17 protein-coding genes and 4 pseudogenes are annotated in these 19,728 nt (G+C 59.8%); 11 read left to right on the top strand and 10 right to left on the bottom strand.

The features are described 5' to 3' along the window. The first annotated feature begins 29 nt into the window (after positions 1 to 29). The 3 pseudogenes from traF to B015_RS34185 form a co-directional block, all read left to right on the top strand. Positions 30 to 528 (top strand): annotated as a pseudogene (gene traF / locus B015_RS32840) (conjugative transfer signal peptidase TraF). Continuing rightward, positions 528 to 1,611, top strand: a pseudogene (locus B015_RS32835) (conjugal transfer protein TraB). Before traF ends, B015_RS32835 begins: the two co-directional pseudogenes overlap by 1 nt. A 735-nt stretch (positions 1,612 to 2,346) precedes the next feature. Then, positions 2,347 to 2,616 (top strand): annotated as a pseudogene (locus B015_RS34185) (MucR family transcriptional regulator); the annotation flags it as partial. 351 nt (positions 2,617 to 2,967) lie between these two features. Here the strand turns inward: B015_RS34185 and B015_RS0128180 are convergent. Beyond that, positions 2,968 to 3,456, bottom strand: coding sequence for an Lrp/AsnC family transcriptional regulator (locus tag B015_RS0128180; RefSeq protein ID WP_040457411.1), 489 nt, complete (start codon positions 3,454 to 3,456; stop codon positions 2,968 to 2,970). A gap of 144 nt (positions 3,457 to 3,600) precedes the next feature. Between B015_RS0128180 and mdeB the strand changes: the two genes are divergently transcribed. The 3 genes from mdeB to lpdA are packed head-to-tail and all read left to right on the top strand — an operon-like array spanning position 3,601 to position 9,373. Continuing rightward, positions 3,601 to 6,294, top strand: coding sequence for an alpha-ketoglutarate dehydrogenase (gene mdeB, locus B015_RS0128175; protein WP_026227839.1), 2,694 nt, complete (start codon positions 3,601 to 3,603; stop codon positions 6,292 to 6,294). Between the two features lie 33 nt (positions 6,295 to 6,327). Further along, positions 6,328 to 7,623 carry a dihydrolipoyllysine-residue acetyltransferase gene (locus B015_RS0128170; RefSeq protein ID WP_026227838.1) on the top strand — a complete coding sequence of 432 codons (1,296 nt, stop codon included), beginning with the start codon at positions 6,328 to 6,330 and terminating at the stop codon, positions 7,621 to 7,623. 7 nt (positions 7,624 to 7,630) lie between these two features. Further along, positions 7,631 to 9,373: a dihydrolipoyl dehydrogenase gene (gene lpdA / locus B015_RS0128165; protein WP_026227837.1), complete on the top strand. Its 1,743-nt coding sequence runs from the start codon at positions 7,631 to 7,633 to the stop codon at positions 9,371 to 9,373. A gap of 32 nt (positions 9,374 to 9,405) precedes the next feature. Here lpdA and B015_RS31780 read toward each other — a convergent pair whose 3' ends face one another. Further along, positions 9,406 to 9,777 (bottom strand): MerR family transcriptional regulator, encoded by a 372-nt coding sequence (locus tag B015_RS31780; protein WP_198292922.1) that lies wholly within the window; start codon positions 9,775 to 9,777, stop codon positions 9,406 to 9,408. Positions 9,778 to 9,823: 46 nt separating this feature from the next. Beyond that, the gene (locus B015_RS0128155) at positions 9,824 to 10,729 is read right to left on the bottom strand and encodes a LysR family transcriptional regulator (RefSeq protein WP_018431114.1); all 906 of its coding nucleotides are present in this window, start codon (positions 10,727 to 10,729) and stop codon (positions 9,824 to 9,826) included. Positions 10,730 to 10,967: 238 nt separating this feature from the next. Between B015_RS0128155 and B015_RS0128145 the strand changes: the two genes are divergently transcribed. From B015_RS0128145 to B015_RS33465, 5 genes are all read left to right on the top strand, one after another. Continuing rightward, on the top strand, positions 10,968 to 11,429 hold the full coding sequence (locus B015_RS0128145; RefSeq protein WP_018431113.1) for a hypothetical protein: 462 nt from the start codon (positions 10,968 to 10,970) through the stop codon (positions 11,427 to 11,429). Positions 11,430 to 11,472: 43 nt separating this feature from the next. After that, positions 11,473 to 11,904, top strand: coding sequence for a hypothetical protein (locus tag B015_RS0128140; protein WP_018431112.1), 432 nt, complete (start codon positions 11,473 to 11,475; stop codon positions 11,902 to 11,904). 578 nt (positions 11,905 to 12,482) lie between these two features. Further along, complete coding sequence (locus B015_RS0128130; RefSeq protein WP_018431110.1) at positions 12,483 to 12,950, top strand: Hsp20 family protein; 468 nt, start codon at positions 12,483 to 12,485, stop codon at positions 12,948 to 12,950. Positions 12,951 to 13,025: 75 nt separating this feature from the next. After that, on the top strand, positions 13,026 to 13,529 hold the full coding sequence (locus B015_RS0128125) for an Hsp20/alpha crystallin family protein (protein ID WP_026227835.1): 504 nt from the start codon (positions 13,026 to 13,028) through the stop codon (positions 13,527 to 13,529). A 1,104-nt stretch (positions 13,530 to 14,633) separates the two neighbouring features. Further along, the gene (locus tag B015_RS33465; RefSeq protein WP_157632947.1) at positions 14,634 to 15,260 is read left to right on the top strand and encodes a hypothetical protein; all 627 of its coding nucleotides are present in this window, start codon (positions 14,634 to 14,636) and stop codon (positions 15,258 to 15,260) included. Between the two features lie 19 nt (positions 15,261 to 15,279). Here the strand turns inward: B015_RS33465 and B015_RS0128115 are convergent, their stop codons facing one another. From B015_RS0128115 to B015_RS0128095, 7 genes and pseudogenes are all read right to left on the bottom strand, one after another. Continuing rightward, on the bottom strand, positions 15,280 to 15,648 hold the full coding sequence (locus B015_RS0128115; RefSeq protein ID WP_157632946.1) for a hypothetical protein: 369 nt from the start codon (positions 15,646 to 15,648) through the stop codon (positions 15,280 to 15,282). Then, positions 15,614 to 15,820, bottom strand: coding sequence for a hypothetical protein (locus B015_RS33460; protein WP_157632945.1), 207 nt, complete (start codon positions 15,818 to 15,820; stop codon positions 15,614 to 15,616). Before B015_RS33460 ends, B015_RS0128115 begins: the two co-directional genes overlap by 35 nt. 14 nt (positions 15,821 to 15,834) lie before the next feature. Next, the gene (locus B015_RS33680) at positions 15,835 to 16,092 is read right to left on the bottom strand and encodes a hypothetical protein (RefSeq protein WP_343123010.1); all 258 of its coding nucleotides are present in this window, start codon (positions 16,090 to 16,092) and stop codon (positions 15,835 to 15,837) included. A gap of 56 nt (positions 16,093 to 16,148) precedes the next feature. Beyond that, a pseudogene (locus B015_RS31765) lies at positions 16,149 to 17,055 on the bottom strand (substrate-binding domain-containing protein). Between the two features lie 115 nt (positions 17,056 to 17,170). Next, entirely contained in the window at positions 17,171 to 17,461 is a 291-nt protein-coding gene (locus tag B015_RS34180; protein ID WP_343123009.1) for a hypothetical protein, read from the bottom strand. An 85-nt stretch (positions 17,462 to 17,546) separates the two neighbouring features. Then, positions 17,547 to 18,197: an ABC transporter permease gene (locus B015_RS34175; RefSeq protein ID WP_343123008.1), complete on the bottom strand. Its 651-nt coding sequence runs from the start codon at positions 18,195 to 18,197 to the stop codon at positions 17,547 to 17,549. A 3-nt stretch (positions 18,198 to 18,200) separates the two neighbouring features. Further along, a complete protein-coding gene (locus B015_RS0128095) occupies positions 18,201 to 19,727 on the bottom strand; it encodes a sugar ABC transporter ATP-binding protein (protein ID WP_026227832.1) in 1,527 nt (508 codons plus the stop codon). Between the last annotated feature and the right edge of the window lies 1 nt (position 19,728).

The raw sequence follows: 19,728 nt of genomic DNA, 5'->3' as shown, positions 1-19,728 counted from the left end.
TCGGCATTCACACCCCCTTGGCGCTTCTTATGGCCCCCGCCGGGATTGCGATCCTCGCGGCATCGGCCTTCATCGGTGGCTACCGTATCAATCTGACCGCCGAGCGATTCAGTTGGCTTATGGCGTATCGAGACACTGCGGCGGCCGGTGAGGGTCGGCGACATCGTGTTTGTCTGCCCGCCGGCAGACGAAGGATCGAGGCGGGCCTTCCTGCGCGGCTACCTCAGGCGCGGCCTCTGTTCAGGCGGTTACGCTCCGCTGATCAAACCCGTTGCCGCTCTGCCTGGTCAAACTGTCGAGATCGGCGCGACTGTCGTGATTGACGGGCGCCAAGTGGTCTCCTCTCCAATCAGAATGCGGGATGGTCAGGGCAGACCGATTCAGGCCTGGTTCGGCGGGCAGGTTGATCCTGGCACCCTGTTTGTCCTGTCATCTTTCGCAGGGTCGTACGATTCCCGATATTTCGGACCGCTTCCAGTAGAAGGCCTGCTGGGTTTGGCACGTCCCGTTTTCACCTTTGCCCCGTGATGTGGCGAGGTTCGTTGCTCGTCTTGGGCGCAGTGGCCATCGGCCTTGTCGGCTGGAGCGGCGATGCGCGGATGCTGCCCGTGGCGATGGGTTTTCCCCTGCTTTGGTCGCGGTCGCCTTCGAGGCTGGTCGCGGGACTTGTTTCGACAGGCTATTTCCTGGCGGCCTCACGAGGCCTGCCACAAGGCGTATCCAATTATTACGACACTGTGGCCTGGCATGGCGTTCTGTTGTGGGTCGCAGCCTCCATCGCCTTTATCGTGGTGCACGTTGTTCTTTGGACTGAACATTCCACATGGGGCCAGGCCAACCCTGTCATCGCTGCTGGTGTGCTGTTTCCGGGGACGGGATGGTGGGGGTTGGGCGCGACGCTCCTTGCTTGTTGCGATGACAGCCAGGCGCTGGCTGCCTGTTATCCTGATGCTGGGTGGCCTTTGGATCTGGTCCGTGGCTGGCTGGAAGACACCAGTGGCACCCGATGGCTGGATCGGATTGGACCTTGATTACGGAAGGCGACTAGGCCGCGACATGAGCCTTGAGTTTCACCGGGATCTGATGACTCAGGTTCGCGCAGCTGCAGACAAGGGGGCAAAAGTCATAGTTCTGCCCGAAAATGCCCTTGGCCATCTTACGCCTACCCTTGATAGCCTCTGGCGCGAGCAGGTGACAAGCATTGACGTCACGATTGTCGCCGGAGCAACGGTTGTTGATGGCCAGGGCTATGACAATGTGATGGTCGCGATAGCTGGTGATGCCGAGGTCGCCTATCGGCAAAGGATGCCGGTGCCGGTTTCCATGTGGCAGCCATGGCGAGCATGGGGTGGTGGAGGCGGAGCGCAGGCCTATTTGCTGGAGAATCCCACTGTCGCGGTTGATGGAATGCTTGTGGCGCCATTGCTTTGTTATGAACAGCTGCTCGTGTGGCCTGTGTTGCAATCAGTGATGGGTTCACCTGATGTGATTGTTGCAGCCGCAAATGTCTGGTGGGCGGACGGCACGTCGATCGTGCCGATCCAGAGGGCCAGCACGGTTGCCTGGGCAAGGCTGTTTTCAAAGGCATTGGTCATGGCGTTCAACAGGTAACCTGGGCATTCCCCGCCGGCAGAGGTCTTCGCAGCAAGCTCATTTCATGGGCGTTTGCGGAGCTTTCAGGGGCAGCGCGCAGACATCGCTGTTCCGCCCCTGAGGTCAAGGCCGGAGCGAAGGTCTCGATCGAGACCGACAAGAACGACAACACCAAGGTGACGAACGTCATGATGAACCGTAACCCGCGGGTCGAGCAAAAGCTCCGCTCGCTCCGGCTGGCGGAGGTTTTTGCGTTTGAGACCAGCAACAGCTAATCCAAATGGGTTACCGCATTTGGCGTATTCTGTTTTGCGACAGCGTCTTGTAGCGTCCCCTAATAAGAAATGATGGGGGCATCAGTTTGAAGTTTAATGAAGTTAAGCGCGGCCGACCTCGGGTGGGCGGAAGCGTTGCGATACATCTACGCGTTTCGGAGGATCTTGCGGACGCAATCGATACCTATCTCAGCAAGCACTCGTCCGGTGTAAACCGCCAGGAGGCGGTGAGAGAGCTGGTCAGGTTGCAGCTCGCCGCACTTGGGCTGCCATCTGACGGCGTTCCTATAGACAATAGTACCCGCAAAGCTGCCGGCTAATCCCAAAGGGTTCGATGACGGGGTGGGCTGGAGCAACTTGGCTACGCCACCTATCGCACCAGCCCTGGCAGGCCCGCTTTGGGGACGGCCTTCGCCCCACAACTTCCGATGGCGCTGGGACGCTGTCATTCTCCAAATGGGGAGGCCACGGGTTTCAATTGACGCCGCCGGTCTCGATCAAGAAGACGATCACGCCGGACTATCTCATCAGCCTTGAATACGGAAAGCAGTACAAGTCGCTGAAGCGTCACCTGTCTATTCGCGGGCTAACCCCTGAAGAGTATCGCTCGAAATGGGGCCTGCCGGCCGACTATCCCATGGCTTAGGCAAGCTATGCTGCCCAACGCTCTCAGCTCGCCAAGGCCAGTGGCATTGGCCGCAAGGTTGGCGAAAAACACGCTTCAAAGCGCGTCGCATGCAAGGCGTAAGGTCTCAAGGAGATGACTGCGCTGCGATGATCTTGTCGAGCTTTTGGCGGACTGGGTCGTCGTAGACAGCTCGCTGGCCATCTGCCGGGATAGTTCGAGTTATTCGCCGACTTTTGGGGTCGTCGATCATAGCGACCTCCTCCCAGCGCAAACAACGCTCGAGATCGTCTAGCGATCCATGCCATCTGGCCAACGCAGGTGCCTGGCGCAGCAAACAAAAACCCTTCCACGGCCGGGGGCCTGGCAAAGCCCTTGGAGCCGGGCCAGAGACGCAATAGACGAAGCCGCTGATCTAGCCCAAGTGCCGATGTCCGCAGGCTTTTTCACATGTAGGTTGCAAGACGGCTTGCCTTACCGCCGCTTCTGCGGACTCGTAAGATCCTCGAGCGGCAGGGCGGTTTTGTACTTGACCTGCTTGAGAGCAAAACTCGATCGTATGTTTGCAACGCCACGCGTCTTGGACAGCCGGTCGACAATGAAGTGCTGGAGCGCGACCGTGTCGCGTACCACCACGCGCAGCAGATAGTCGGAATCGCCCGTCATCAGATAACATTCCATGACCTCGGGAAGGCGCGCCATAGCCGCCTCAAAGACCTCAAGCAGCGCCTCGGTCTGCTTTTCCAGCGTGACCTGGATGAACACGCTGACATTGGCGCCCAGCTTTACCGGGTCGAGCAGGGCGACGCGGCGCGTGATGATGCCGGCTTCTTCCAGGGCGCGTACCCGGGCAAGGCAGGGCGATGCCGACAATCCCACCCTTGCGGCAAGCTCGACATTGGTGAGGCTGGCATCTTCCTGGATCTCCGCAAGGATGCGCATGTCTATCGTATCAAGCGTCATGGTCGGTTCATTCAACTGCCATTTTAGATACTTACAGCACAAAGTGCCGTAATTCTGAAATCTTGCAACACCTTCGGCAGGAAATTCCGAGGCCTTGCCGCTATTATCGCGCGCAAGAGGAACTCAAGGAGCTAAGGCGCCATCATGCTCACCAATAACTCTTCCGCCTCCACTGGAGGAGCCAGCGCTGGACATGACGGCGACCCTCAGGAAACGGCGGACTGGCTGGCCTCTTTGGAAACCCTGTTCTTCAGTTCGGGCGGAACAAGAGCCGAATTCATTCTCGGCGAACTCGACCGCAGGGCCAAGGAACTGGGCATCGTCCATGAAGCTCTGCCGTTCTCGCCTTATCGCAACAGCATCCCACTGGAAAAGCAGCCTCCATTTCCCGGTGACCTTGCCATGGAGGAGCGCATCACAGCGATCATTCGCTGGAACGCGCTGGCCATGGTGGTCCGGGCCAACAAGGCCTATGGAGAACTTGGTGGGCACATCGGCAGCTATGCCTCGGCAGCCGAAATCTTTGAAGTTGGCTTCAATCACTTCTTCCGCGCCGACACAGGCGCAGGCGACGGCGACGTGGTGTTCTTCCAGCCGCATTCGGCTCCCGGTGTCTATGCGCGCGCCTATCTGGAGGGGCGGCTTTCGGAAGAACACCTTCAACACTATCGCCAGGAGATCGGCGGCTCCGGCCTTTGTTCCTATCCTCATCCATGGCTGATGCCCGACTTCTGGCAGGTGCCGACGGGATCCATGGGGATCGGCCCCATCACAGCGGTCTACCAGGCCCGCTTCATGCGTTACCTCAACGACCGGGATCTGGCCAATACCGGGGGCCGGCATGTCTGGGGCGTGTTCGGGGACGGCGAGATGGATGAACCGGAATCGATCGCTGGCCTGTCGATCGCTGCACGTGAAAAGCTCGACAACCTTACCTTTGTCATCAACTGCAACCTCCAGCGTCTCGACGGCCCGGTTCGCGGCAACGGCCAGATCATCCAGGAACTGGAGAGCACCTTCCGGGGCGCTGGATGGAACGTGATCAAGGTTTTGTGGGGATCGGAATGGGATGCGCTGTTTGCGCGCGATACCCAGCATGCGCTGCTCCGTCGTTTTGCCGCAACCGTAGACGGCAAGTACCAGACGCTCGGCGCCAAGGACGGTGCCTATAACCTGGCGCACTTCTTCGAGGAAGATCCAGAGGTCAAGGCCCTTGTCGCTCACATGTCGGACAATGACATCGACGCCCTGAAACGCGGCGGCCACGATTTCCGCAAGCTCTTTGCTGCCTTTGAGGCTGCCAGAGCAACCAATGGCAGACCGACGGTCATCCTTGCCAAGACCAAGAAGGGCTTTGGCATGGGGGCAGCGGGAGAGTCGCGGATGACCGTGCACCAATCCAAGAAGCTCGACGTCGATGCTCTGCTGGCTTTCCGCGATCGCTTCTCGCTGCCGATCAGCAATGAGCAGGCCGAGCAGGTCGCCTTCTACAAGCCGGCCGAAGGCAGCACTGAGCTTGCCTACCTTCGGTCGCGCCGTGAGGCGCTCGGGGGGTACCTGCCGGCACGCCGGCGCCAAGCCGACCCGGTGGCAGTCCCGCCGCTCAAAGGGTATGGGGACTTTGCGCTCAACGCCGACGGCAAGGAGATGTCGACGACGATGGCCGCGGTAAGGTTGCTCGGCAACATGATCAAGGACAAAGAAATCGGGCCGCGCATCGTGCCGATCGTCGCAGACGAGGCGCGTACATTCGGCATGGCCAACCTGTTCCGGCAGGTGGGCATCTATTCTCCGGTCGGTCAGCTCTACGAGCCTGAGGATGCAGGCTCGATGCTCTATTACAAGGAAGCCAGAAACGGACAGTTGCTGGAAGAGGGCATCACCGAGGCTGGCGCATTGTCGTCATGGGTGGCCGCTGCGACATCTTACAGCATTCACAACCTGGCCATGCTGCCGGTCTATATTTACTACTCCATGTTTGGTTTTCAGCGTGTCGGCGACCTGATCTGGGCGGCGGCCGATCAACGTTCGCGGGGCTTCCTGATCGGGGCGACCGCAGGCCGGACGACGCTGGCAGGCGAGGGACTTCAACATCAGGACGGATCGAGCCTGCTCGTGGCTTCTACCGTTCCAAATTGCCGTGCCTACGACCCTGCCTTCGCCTATGAACTGGCGGTCATCTTCGACCATGGCGCCCGCGCCATGATGGAACAGGGCAAGGACGAGTTCTATTACATCACCGCGATGAACGAGAACTACGCCCAGCCGTCGATGCCTGAGGGTGTCGAGGCCGATATCATCAAGGGGCTGTACCAGCTCACCAGCCACAAACCCAAGAAGAGTGCTGGTCTTGTGCGTTTGCTCGGCTCAGGCACGATACTGCCTCAGGTTGCCGAGGCAGCAAAGACGCTTGCCAATGATTGGGGTGTCGCCTCTGAAGTGTGGAGCGCGACAAGCTTTTCTGAATTGTCACGCGATGCACGAGAGGCGGAACGTCACAACCGTTACAATCCTCTTGCCGAACCGATGACCAGCCATCTCGCGCGTTGCCTGCCCGGCACGGCGCCGATCATTGCCGCCACCGATTATGTTCGCGCCTATCCGCAGCTGATTGCATCCTATGTGAAAGGTGCGTTTACCGCGCTCGGTACAGACGGTTTCGGCCGTAGCGACACGCGCACCATGCTGCGCCACTTCTTCGAGGTCGATCATCGTCACATCACGGTGGCAGCACTTTCGGCACTTGCCGCCGAGGGGGCTGTCATGCGCCAGACGGTTGCGGACGCAATTGCCCGCTACGGCCTCGACGGTGCTGCCGATGCGCCCTGGCTGCGCTGATCCGGGTCGAGCTCCAGTTCTGAAAGATTTGATATGAGCCAGCAAATGGAAGTCAGGTTGCCGGACATTGGCGACTATAAGGATGTGCCCGTTGTCGAGTTTCTGGTGAAGCCGGGGGACGTTGTCGCAGTGGAAGATCCACTGATGACGGTGGAGTCGGACAAGGCGACGATGGAGATCCCGGCCCCCGTTGCCGGTACCGTGAGGGAATTTGCTGTTGCTATTGGCACTCGCGTGTCGCAAGGCGCGCTGCTGATGATCATCGATGCTGCAGCGCCTCCGATGGAAGAAGCGTCGGATGCGACAAAGCCCAAAACAGAACCAGCTTCACCTCTCCTGGCCGAGCCACCGGCTCCTGTGAAAGAGCCGACGGCACCATCGCCAATGTCTGCAGGAAATGGACCGACGATTGCGTCGGAGCATTCCGCGAGCGCTCATGCAACGCCGTCGGTGCGCTCTTTTGCCCGCGAAATCGGGGTCGACCTTGGCTTGGTGAAGCCGTCGGGCGCCAAAGGAAGAATATTGCGAGAAGACATTACCGCACACATCAAGGAGCGTCTTGCTGGTGGGGCCATGGTTCAGGCGCCGGGTTCCGGCATAGGCGCCGGCCTGCCCGACTGGCCTGCGGTCGATTACGCAAAATTCGGTCTCGTGGAGCGCCAGCCGCTGTCGCGCATCCAAAAGATTTCGGGCGGCAATCTCACTCGCAATTGGTTGACCATCCCCCATGTCACCAATTTCGACAGGGCCGACGTGACCGGGCTCGAGGCGTTTCGCAAGGAGCTCAATGCGGCAAACAACGACGCCAAGCTGACCATGGTCGCCTTCCTGATCAAGGCCTCGGCACTGGCGCTCAAGGCATTCCCGCGTTTCAACGCCTCGCTCGATGGCGACGATCTGGTGCTCAAGAACTACGTCCATATCGGTTTTGCCGCCGACACGCCGAAGGGGCTTATGGTGCCGGTGATCCGCGATTGCGACCGCAAGGGCGTTGTCGAAATCTCTACCGAGATGCGGGTGCTTGCCGACAAGGCGCGCGCGGGCGGATTGTCTGCCGCCGACATGCAGGGTGGCTGCTTCTCAGTCTCGTCGCTCGGCGGTATCGGGGGGGCCGGGTTCACGCCCATCATAAATGCGCCAGAGGTGGCGATCCTGGGCGCCGGCCGCTCGGCGATGGAAGCCATCTGGGACGGCGTCTCGTTCCAGCCGCGGCTGATCGTGCCGGTTTCGCTGTCCTGGGATCACCGGGTAATCGACGGTGTCGCCGCTGCCAGGTTCCTTGGCCACATCGCCGCCCTCTTGGGCGACTTCCGCCGCGCGATCGTTTGAGGCCGAGATGAGCATCACTGAAATCAGAGTGCCCGAGATGGGTGACTTCAAGGATGTTGCTGTCATTGAGGTGCACATCAAGCCAGGTGACGATGTTGCTGTCGAGCAGACGCTGATTGTCCTTGAATCCGACAAGGCTTCCATCGACGTACCCGCGCCCTATGCGGGGCGTGTCGTATCGGTTGAGCTCGCCGTTGGTAAGCGTGTGTCCAAGGGGGCGTTGATCGCCATTTTGGAAGTGGCCGCGGCCAAAAGCGAGGCCAAGCCTGTTGCCAAGGCGGAAGTACCGGTGACAACCACAGCACCGCACCAGATGGCAGGACCGCTGCCCGCTACCAGACGCGAGCCTGATTGCGATGTGGTGGTTATCGGAGGTGGGCCCGGCGGTTACTCCGCTGCCTTCCGCGCCGCCGACCTTGGTCAGCACGTGATCCTGGTCGAGCGCGAGCCAACTTTGGGCGGCGTCTGTCTCAATGTCGGCTGCATTCCCTCCAAGGCGCTGCTCCATGTCGCGGCTGTCAAGGAAGAGGCAGAACGTCTCGCCGATCATGGCATCTCGTTCGACGCGCCGACCGTTGATCTCGACAAGTTGCGGAGTTTCAAGGACGGTGTCGTGCGCCGGCTTACCGACGGCCTGAAAGGCATGGCGCGACAACGCAATGTCGAGATTGTGAGGGGGACGGCCGCGTTTGCCGCTGCCGATGCCGTCGACGTCGCCCTGCCGGAAGGCGCAAGTCGCAGGATCATCTTTTCAAAGGCGATCATTGCCGCTGGCTCGGAACCGGTCAGGTTGCCGTTCCTGCCAGAGCATCCACGCATTGTTGATTCCACTGGCGCGCTTGCTCTCCCCTTTGCCCCTGAACGCATGCTGGTCATTGGTGGTGGTATCATCGGACTGGAAATGGCCACCGTCTACAGTGCACTCGGCGCTCGGGTGGACGTTGTCGAGCAACTCGACAGGTTGCTGCCCGATGTCGATCGGGATGTGGTTGGAATCTGGGGCAAGCGCAACGCCCACCGGTTTGATGCGCTGCTGCTTGGTGCGCGTGTCGAAAGCGTGACAGCAGAGAAGGAGGGACTTCTCGTAAGGACAAGCGGTGAGAGTGCTGGCACCAGACGCTACGACCTGATCCTGCAGGCGGCAGGCCGGCGGCCAGCAGCCGAGAAACTGCTGCTGGGCGTTGCTGGTGTTTCTGTCGATGCAAGGGGTTTCGTCGAAGTCGATGGGCAGATGCGGACGCGCAACCAGAACATTTTCGCTGTTGGCGACGTGACGGGAAATCCTATGCTGGCACACAAGGCCGTGCACCAGGGACATGTCGCCGCCGAGGTGGCGGCCGGGCTCAAAAGTTTCATGGACGCCAGGATCGTACCGGCGGTCGCATATACCGATCCCGAGATTGCGTGGGTCGGAGTGTCCGAAGATGCCGCCAAAACCGCTGGCCGAGCGGTCGAAGTTGGCAGCTTTCCGTGGGCCGCGTCGGGCCGAGCCATTGCCAATGGCGCCGACTACGGTCTGACCAAGCTGGTGTTTGACAAGGAAACGCATCGCATTATCGGGGGCGCCATCGTCGGTCCGTCAGCTGGTGACATGATCGGTGAGATCTGCCTGGCTATCGAGATGGGGGCGGACGCGGTCGACATCGGCAAGACCATCCATCCCCATCCCACGCTTGGTGAGACCATAGGTATGGCAGCTGAAGGTGCCGAAGGCGTCTGTACAGACTTGCCGCGCAAGGCCCGGCGTTGAGCCGGGCTGGCCGCTATCGAGAAGTTGGGGCCTCAGTTGGGTGTCTTGCCAGGAGTGTAAAAGTTGTGTTCTGAACAGGCAGCCGGCAGACGCCACCTCGCAGTCGGATACGCCTTCACCTGCATGGCGATGCCCTCCTCGATCGCCAGTTCACAGCGGTCGCGCGCCTCGAAGCACTTCCGGTCGTGGCTGGTTGAGAGGGTAACGAGATTACGAACCGGCTCGACCGGAACACCGAAATCCCTGCAGCGGCGGATGAAGGTTAGCAGCCTGGCATCTGAAGTCGCGTAGGCCCGGCTGCCGCCAGCCTTGCGGGCGGCCGTGGGGATAAGGCCGATCTCTTCATGAAAGCGGGTGGTCGGAACCGACCATCCCGTGCGCTCCGCCAACTCGCCAATGCTCAAGCTTTGAGTCTTCACCTTTTCGCAGCGTTGCACACGGAACCAACAGCTACGGCTTTCCAGGCAAACAGGACTGAAGCTCAGCTATAAATGAGGTCAAGATCGGTGCCGAAGCCATTGCGGGCCGCGTAATCATGTCTATCCTGCGTCGCAAAGCAGGTCCGGCCGCATGCCGGACGACGACGCTCGTATCCGGATAGAGATCGACGGCGACGGCCGGCACGAAGCTCACGCCAAGACCCGCGCTCACCATGCGCAGCAACAACTCGTAATCATCAACGGAATGGGTGATCCGCGGCGCGAACCCGGCCAGCGCACAGGCACGATCGGTCAATTCATAGCCCCCGGTTCCGCGCGATCCGCCGATCCACTCGCAGTCCGCCAACTCCGCCAGGTCGACCGTCGCAGGCAGACCCTTGCGGCTTGCTGGCAGCGCGAGCAGGATAGGCTCGTCCAACAATGGGATGACATCGAAGTTCCGATCCATCGCCCTTGGCACGAGGCTATGCGAATAAACGATCGCCGCGTCGCATCGCCCGATGCGCACTGCGTCGACCGCGTCTTCCGGCTCGAACTCGTGCAAGACGATATGGAGGTCAGGATAACGCTGGCGTGCACGGATAATCGCCGGCAGAGCATATGCTTTCGCAAATGTCCCGAAGCAGCCAATTCCAAGCGTTCCGCTCGGCTGGGCGGTAATTGAGCCCATATCAATGCGCGCGGCCTCGACGGCGTTCAGGATCGTTTCAGCATGAGCTGCCAGTCGCAAGCCTGCAGCGGTCAGCTTCACTCGCCTGCCGGTTGGCTCGATCAGCGCGATCCCCGCCTCGCTCTCGAGTGTCGCCAACTGCTGGGACACGGCCGACGGGGTCAGGCGACACGCTGCTGAGACAGCCATCATGGTCCCTCTGTGGGACAATTCACGCAGAAGTCTGAGGCGCGCAAGATCAAACATTAAGTGTAGCTTACTAAAATCATCATGTCTTTTAAATAGACCTGAATGATAAAGAGAACTAGGCTCACGAATAGATCTCTCGGCTAACGAACGCCGATGCCTGCGGCAGAGGAAAATAGCTTCGTCGAAATGACGAATTTCGCCAGTACGCGCGTTCTGCTCGGACTTTACAGGGAGAGCGCCGACATCACGTCCCGGACGGATTTCTAGGGAAGCTCGGTCGAATTGGAGGATTGGAATGTCGGACTCGCATGACTTCGATTTTCTGCATGGAAACTGGCAGGTCCGGCATCGGAAACTGGCAACAAGGCTTGCCGGGGCGAATGATTGGTCGGAGTTCGACGGCACGAGCTCTACGCAGCCCATATTGGGTGGGCAGGGCAACGTAGAAGACAATTTCATTGACGACCCTGTCGGTGCGTATCACGCCGCTGCCTTGCGTGCCTTCGAAGCGGACACCGGCCTTTGGCGCATCTGGTGGCTCGACCTGCGCTCGCCTTCTGAAGTCGGTGTTCCCGTCGTGGGTGGCTTTGAGGGAGGAAGCGGCACGTTCCTCGCCGATGATCACTGGAACGGAGCGCCGATAAAGGTACGGTTCGTATGGCTCAAGCAGGCGGGTGTCGGCCCTCGGTGGGAACAATCGTTTTCGCCCGACGGTGGCAGAAGCTGGGAGCTGAACTGGTCGATGCAGTTCAGTTGACCCGCTTCCGGCCGGCGCAGACCATAACTTGAGGAGTTTGACCATGTCTCCAGCCGCTGACGAGCGCATCCGGGACTTCTTCGAGGTCTACGCCGCCGCAGCTCTGGCGGGCGACGCGGAGACCGTCAGCGGTTCATACTTCTCGACCTATATCGAAGCCGCCCCGTCGACCATCGAGGCGTTCAAGGTCGATGACGAGTACAGGCGTGCTGTCGAGACCAAGGCGGGTGCAATGCGCGGACTGGGGCTGGCGGCATTGGAAATCAAGGTGACCGGCACTAAGCCGCTTGCGCCGTATCACCTTCTGGTGGAGGCGGAATGGCGGCTGTGCTTTGCGCCCAAACGTGCAGATGCTGCCGAGACCCGCTTCCGAGTGAGTTATGTGGTCCGGCTGAAGGACGGTGGTCCGGTGATACTTCTGGCGCTCTCGCACGAGGACGAGGAGAAGGCACTGCGAGACCTCGGTCTCGCCTGATGCCTGTGGTTGCCATGCCGGAAGGCCCGCGGTTCCAGCGCCTTCGCCCACCGTGATCCTGCCCAGTGGCACGCCCGGAGGCACGGCATTATGGCCGGCCGGTTCCCGGCGCCGTCTGGTTTATGTTCACGTAGTGAGGGGAGGCGAGGGCTGCAGCCATCAGTTTGGTCAGGAGTGCCACGGCTCAGCGCGGCGACCCGCTCCCAGGCAGCGGACGGCCCTTGGCCCATCAACGCGCCGTCGCCGAACGCAGAACCCCACGCCTCTCTAAGTTTCTTGAGCGAAGCGCCCATCGAAATGATCTCTGTAACGGGTCTCCTCGTCCACGACTCCAAGGAGCGAGGCCACCTCTTGGCGCGTGATAGTCATTGCTTCGCCCACGGAAAGCCGACGAGGCAATAGCTGGGACAACAGCCATAATTGCCAGTGGTCGTATGTTAACGGGATACCCCTTGACGCGGAGAACGAGGCTACCCAATTCATTTCTACCGGCTGCCATAAGAGGGGTCGGCGGATGTCAGGGAGCGCCCGCTTCTTGGCGCTCCTCGTATCTATGTTGCTCCATGGAGGATGTAGCTATGAGAACGAATATCGATTTCTCCCCTTTCTACAGGTCGAGCATCGGCTTCGATCGGATTTTTGATCTGCTCGAAAAATCTGCTCCACCGCAGGTCGACAACTGGCCGCCTTATGACATCGCAAAGCTTGGCGAGGACACCTACCGTATCATCGTGGCGGTGGCGGGGTTCGTCGAAGGCGAGCTGACGATTACGCACAAGCCGAATCTGCTGATGATCGAGGGTTCCAAAACCGAAAACAACGAGATCGCGTATCTCCACCATGGACTCGCTTTGAGGCCCTTCACCCGTCGGTTCGAACTCGCCGATCACGTGAGTGTCACAAGTGCCAAGCTGGAGAACGGACTGCTGACCATCGACCTGAAAAAGGAAATTCCCGAGGAGATGAAGCCGCGACGGATTTCGATCAATACCATCCCCGATAAGGGGACTGCCTCAAAGCAGATAGCGTCCGACGCGGCGGCTTAAGCAACATGCGCGAACCAGTGCGAGCTGGGCCGCGTTGCCAAGAAAGGAAACCATAGAACCAGATGGGAGATGACAATGAGCGTACGTGATTTGATTCCATGGAACCGGGGCAACAACCAGATGCCGACGGTTTTCCGCGACGAAAGCGTAGACCCGTTCATGGCGCTGCATCGCAACGTCAACCGTCTCTTTGACGAGGTCTTCAGGGGCTTCGACACAACAGCGCCGTTCGATCGCATGATGTCTCGCAACGGATCCTGGCCAAGCCTCGAAATCTCGGAAAACGAAAAGGAAATCCGGGTGATGGCGGAGGTGCCGGGTCTCGAAGACAAGGATGTCGAGATTCTGTTGGAGAATGGTGTGCTCACCCTTCGCGGCGAGAAGAAGTCGGAGACTGAAGATAAGGATCGCAAGTTCAGTGAGCGCTATCACGGGCGTTTCGAACGGCGGCTTGCTCTTGGCCGCGAGGTCGATGAGGACAAAGTGGAGGCAACCTTCAGGAACGGCGTACTTACTGTGACGCTGCCAAAAACCGAAAAGGCGCGAGCGAATGCCAAGCGCATCGCGATCAGCAGCTAGTGAATACGATCGATGCCACGGCCCTCCCGGAGCCTCGGCCCAGCCGGCCGTGGCATCGAGCGCCTAACGCAAACGACAGGGAGGTACAGATGCCCGCAAACTCGGCTTCTTGGTTCCAGTAGCGTGTCGAAGCGAACGGCCGATGAAATCGCTGCAGTGCAGGGCGCGCAGGTCCCTCCAGTTTGCGCCAGCACCCTCGGTTTAGAGCTCGGCGGCATTATGCCCTGCGACAACATCAAACAACGCAGTCCGAGACCTGAGCGAGTCCAGCGGCCGCACCGTGACCTGGTTTGGTAGTTAAGCAGCAGGCACTTTATCCGGCGGAACTGGATCTCCTATCCGAGTTTGCTCGGTGCCAAACCCTTCGTCTGGTTGCATTGCGCAGAACAGGGTATGTTTGTCAGGGACGGGACGATGTCCTCTTAACCATTGTCGATCGACTGACCTGCGGAATGGTTCCAATAGAAACCAGTAACAACGCAGCCACCCAGGCTTATAGCCCGATCGCCAAAACTCTTCGGACTTTGCCAGTTCGTGCTGGAAGTAGGTGCTGGAAAGCTTGGTTCGGAAGGTACTTCTGGTGGGGATGTGGGTGGTATCTGGACAGGTTCATCCTCTGGGAGTGGCCCTGGATCAGGAGAAGGCGGTGGCACGCCTGGAGGTTCCGGAGCAGGTCTGTCGGGCGGAGGTTGGGGACGCGCAGGCTCTGGGTTTGGATTGCCTGGTGTCGGAATGGGATTGTTCGGGTCAGGTTTCTGCGCGGCCATTTTTTTAACCTCCTTTGCAGTTGTCCCTATGTCTTCAATCCCTGGACTTGGCGTCGGTTCCGCTTGCCAATATGGCTCGGCCGGCAAGAACGGCACGCTGTCAAGAATGATACCGGCCGTTTCTATCTGCGCAGGAGGCTTTGGCTGGAGCGGAAAGACGGGTCGAATGGTTACGCTTACATCCGCCGTTGGCTTATGACGTGGGCAGTTAGGACAGATACTCGCACCGGAATGGTTGCCTCTGCCGTAAGTTGCATCAGCATCGCCGTTGCGCTTTGCCATCTGCTGTTCGTACGAATAGGTGATGGAGACAACGTTGGCAGAAGCGAGGGGGCAAATGAAAATACTACTGGCGACGATGTCAGTGGGCGTGATGCTGTGTTTTACGGCACAGACAGCGGCCTGCGGGGGGCCACGGGTGCTTTTCGAGGATCAGTTCTCAAGTGCCGATTTGGCCTGGGGGAACTACTCGGACCTTAGGATTGAAAACGGGTCGCTCACTTTGCTCGTCAATCCCGGCGCTGGTTATCCGCTTCACAGGCAAGGGACTGCCTTTTCTGGAGATTACGAAATCTGCACCAGCGTCGTGCAGAAGAATACGGACCCTTCAGTTGCTTGGGCGAGCCTGCTTTTCTGGGGTGCCGACTACGATAACTACTACGTTTTCCAGGTCGCTACCAATGGCTACATCAACGTCGCGCGCAGGAAGGGCGGCGTCTGGCAGCAGAATCCAGTTGGCTGGAAAAAGACCAGCGGCCTCGTGAATCCAGGTATGCAACCGAACGAACTGCGCCTTGTCATCAAAGGCAGCCAGGTGACAGGCTATGTGAACCAGACAAAAGTGCTGTCGTTCAAAGGCCAGGCCCCGAAGGGTGCCAGCTTTGCCGGTGTCTACGGAAACGCGCCTGACGGTCTCACCGCAAGCTATGACTTCGACTACTTCAAGGTGACAGAGGTCGATTGATCATTTGCGCGTATGCTGCTTACGAAGCGTCGGAGCGAGCGGACGCTCCATCCGCCTCTGATGCAGCCTTCGCCTCCTGCCCGTCGATCACGATGGCAAGATCGCCGCCTTGGTCGTAGACACGTACCAGCCAGTCCCGTTCGGTCTGCATCGCAATCTCAGCGTCTGCCAACAACTCTATCGCGCATCGTATTGCTTCATCTCGCGCAACCTGCAGGCTTGGCATGTGAGCAGGCGGCACGCGTCGAACGCCTTCGCCGTCACGATACTCAAAGACATACATGCCTCCGCCTTGATCATGGGCTGCCGTCACAGCCACCTGGTCGAAGTCGCCATTGCTTTGGGCATCGTAGTCATTGACGGCAACATCGAAGGTGGCAGTCTGCACAAGGATGGCTCTTGCGCGCGCGATCGCCGCAGAATGGCTCGCCTGCCAGGCTCTCCACATTGGCCATATCGACAGTGACGCAGTCGCCGCCTTGTCCCTGAAACGTGACGCGCAGGATCGGAGGTCCATCAGAAACGGTGGACTGCGCGATTGCGGTTTCGGTAATCTGCATGGGTTTTCTCCTCGTTAGAGTTTGACGGCCGTTTCTCGGCTCCATTGCCGCAGTTTCCGACAAAGTTCGACGAAACCCTTTGCAGCGTTTGCATCCGCCAGCTCGACCAGACCCTCATCTGCCTCGGGATCGATTCCTGCTTTTTCAAGCAGCGCTGTGGCATCCGGAGTGAAGGCGATGAATTTGCAGTGAGAGAACGCATCGGAGACGAAATCCCGGGCTGCCGCTTCGCCGGCGAGAGCCCGTAGATTGAAACAAACATTGGGACCCAAAGGAAAACGGGGAGGCCAAGCCTCCCCGTTGCACAGCTATTTTCTATAATCGCCGATCAGAACGGCGAATCCGGGAAGTGGTAGTTGGCAGCGTTGTCCTTGGTGACCAGCGTGGCGTCGAGGATGTAGGTGCCGTGAACCGGAACCTGATCGAACAGCTGTGCTGCCGTCAGTTCCATCGCGGTGCCAACCATTGCCGGCGGATAGAGAACATCGACAGGGACCATCTTGTCGCCGTCCATGACCTTCTTGATCATGTCCTTCGAGCCGGCGCCGCCGACGACATACTGGATGTCGGTACGCTTTGCCTGTTCGATGGCTTCGAGAATACCCACGACCATGTCGTCGTCCTGCGCCCAGACCACGTCGATCTTAGGATATTTGGTCAGGTAGTCCTGCATGACCTTGAAGGCATCGTCGCGGTTCCAGTTGCCGAACTGGCGGTCGAGAACCTTAACGCCCGAGCCGGCGATGCCTTTGTCAAAACCATCCTGGCGCTGCTGGTCGATCGGGATCGGCATGCCGCGCACGATGACGACTTCCGCGTTCGGTGTGGTGGCGGCAATGTATTTGCCGGCGACTTCGCCAAGCGCCGGGTTGTTGCCGGCAACGTAGAGGTCGCGGACCGAATCGTCGTTGGTGGAGGGCGCACGGTCGACGAGTGCGACGAACTTGCCCTTGGCCTTGACTTCCTTGATCGCGCTGACCAGCGGATCGGGATCGGTCGGCCAGGATGACGAGCGCGTCGATGCCCTGCGTTTCGAGGTCCTGTACGGCGTTGGGGCCTGCGATGCCGGATCGGGCGACGTCTTCACCACGACGTTCAGGTTTCGGATATTCCTCCATCAGCTTCTTGGCGACACGTTCGGCATGAAACACCCACGCCGGCCGTCCAGGCCATGGTCGGCGGGCGGGAATCGAGACGCCGATGGTCTTCTTGTCCTGCGCCAGGGCTGTGCCCATGGTCGCGGCGAGCGCAACGGCCGCCAGTCCCCAGTAGAATTTTACGCATTAACCTCTCTCCCAAAATTGCAGGCCTGTCTTGAACCGACCGGGCGACCCGCAGTCCCGATTTGCTTCACGATTTTCGCGTCAGCGAACGCTGCACCAACATCGCGATAATGACGATTGCTCCCTGGATCGCGCCGAGCAGATACTCGCTGACGTAGCTCGTAAGCAGCATGATGTTGCCGATGATTTCCAGGATGAAGCGGCCGGCCACGGTGCCCCAGATCCGACCTACGCCGCCCGCGCAAGGCGGTGCCTCCGGACCACCGACCGCTGTGATCGCGTTCAGTTCCCACATCGTGCCTGTCGTGGTGGCCGTGGTGGAGGAAAGGGCGCGGGGAATATAGATGAGGCAGGCCACCCGCCACGCACAGCCCCTGGATCAGGTAAGTCATGGTGCGTACCGCGCGCGACCGAGATGATGCCCCGAATAGCGCGCGACGTCCTCATTCGAGCCCGACCGCGATCACATGCCGGCCAAACGAGGTGCGGTACAGAATGAACGGCCGCGATCGCTGCCGTGATGAAGATTGCAAGTACGGGGGTAAGGAATGCCGAAAAGAGATTGCCGAAATAGACCGGGCGATAGACCCGCCTGCACCTCCGGATTGCGCAGCGTGATCGCGCCGCCTTGCGAAAAGCCAAGTGGTCAGGCCGCGATAGATGCCCATCATGCCAAGTGTGGCGATGAAGGGCTCGATCTTGCCCAGGGTTATGACCAGTCCATTGGTCAGCCCACAGGCCATGCCGATTGCCAGCATAAGTGCCGCGGCAGCCAGAACCATCGTCAACGGATTGTCGATACCGCCCACATTCATGAACATGATGGCGAGCGAGGCGATAAAGGCGGTCATGGCGCCGACGGACAGATCAAGCCCGCCGGCGGTGATGACGAAGGTCGCGCCAATCGCAATGATTGCGATGTAGGCCGAGCGCGTCATGACGTTCAGCAGATTGTTGGCCGTCAGGAAATTGTCATGGGCAAACGAGCCCAGCACCAGAAGCAGCGCCAGTGCGATGAAGGGGGCGACGGCGCGCAGGTCGACATCCTGCCAGAGGCTGCGTCTTTGCGGGGCCGTGGTCGTCGTGTCGGTCATGTCTCAAGCCGCCTCAGAAGTTTTAACGCCCGTCGCAAGCACGACGATCTCTCGCTCGTTCATGTGTTCGCCGCTCAACTCATCGGCAATCACCCCCTCGCGCATCACAACGATGCGGTCGGATATGCCGATCAGCTCGGGCATTTCGGAAGAGACCACGATCACCGACTTGCCCTGCCGGGCGAGGTCGACGATGAACGTGTAGATCTGCTCCTTGGTGCCGATGTCGATGCCGCGCGTCGGCTCATCGATGATGACGATGTCAGGCTTCAGCATCATCATCTTGGCGATCAGCAGTTTCTGCTGGTTGCCGCCGGAAAGCTGGCCGGCCAGCAGGTCCTTGTTGCGGGTGCGAATATCGAATTCGGCAATCGCCTGATCGAGAGCGGCGCGTTCGGCCTTGCGGTCGAGCATCACCCCGCGCACGAATTTCTGCAGGCCGGCCAGCGTCAGGTTCAGGCCGAGCGCCTCCTGCAGCAGCAGGCCCTTGCCCTTGCGATCTTCGGAAAGATAGACGATGCCCGCCTTCATGCTTTGCTTGGCATTCGCAAAGGCAACCTGCCTTCCGTTCAGCCGGATCATGCCCTTGGCGGGGCGCAGGCCGACGATGCCTTCCATCAATTCGGTACGGCCGGCGCCGACAAGGCCGGCAAGGCCGAGGATTTCGCCGCGCTTCAGTTTGAACGAGGCGTTGCGGGCATAACCGGGCACATCCATGTTCTCGACTTCGAGCACATAGTCCTTGCCCTCGGGCGCAACGTGATCGGGATAGAGCTTGGACACGTCGCGGCCCACCATCAACTGGGCCATATCGAGCGGTTCGAGGCCGGCTGCCTCGCGGGTGGTGACCAGCTTGCCGTCGCGCAGCACAGTGACACGGTCGGCCAGCGTCTTCACTTCCGGCAGGCGGTGGGAGATATAGAGGACTGCCGCTCCCGATTTGCGGATACCGGAAATCACCTGGAGCAGCGCATTGGTTTCTATCGGGGTCAGCGAGGCGGTCGGCTCGTCGAAAATGACCAGACGGTGCGGCACCAGAAGTGCGCGGGCAATCTGCACGAGTTGACGCTGGGCGATCGAAAGGCGACCGACGACGGTTTTCGGATCGATATTGGCGCCAAGGTTACGCACGGCCTTCGCCGCGCCCGCATTCATGGCCTTGTCGTCGACGCTCAGGCCCTTTTTGATCTCGCGGCCAAGATAGATGTTCTGGGCAACAGTCAGATCGGGCGCCAGCAGGATTTCCTGATGCACCAGCACGATGCCGCGATGCTCGGCATCCACAGGTCCGTTGAAGACGACGGTCTCGCCGTCGATCGTGATTGATCCGCGCGCCGGCGCGAGATGGCCCGCGAGGATCTTCATCAGCGTGGATTTGCCTGCGCCGTTCTCGCCGATGATGGCATGCACCTCACCAGAGCGGATATCTAGCGAGATGTCTTTCAGCACCTCGACACCGCCAAAGGCCTTGGCGAGCCCATGTCCAGCCATGAAGGCCTTGTGGTCCTGCGGCTGAGATACCACGGACATG

The sequence above is a fragment of the Hoeflea sp. 108 genome (assembly GCF_000372965.1).
In the GTDB taxonomy this organism is placed as follows: domain Bacteria; phylum Pseudomonadota; class Alphaproteobacteria; order Rhizobiales; family Rhizobiaceae; genus Aminobacter.
This window is presented reverse-complemented; position numbering and strand designations above follow the sequence as displayed.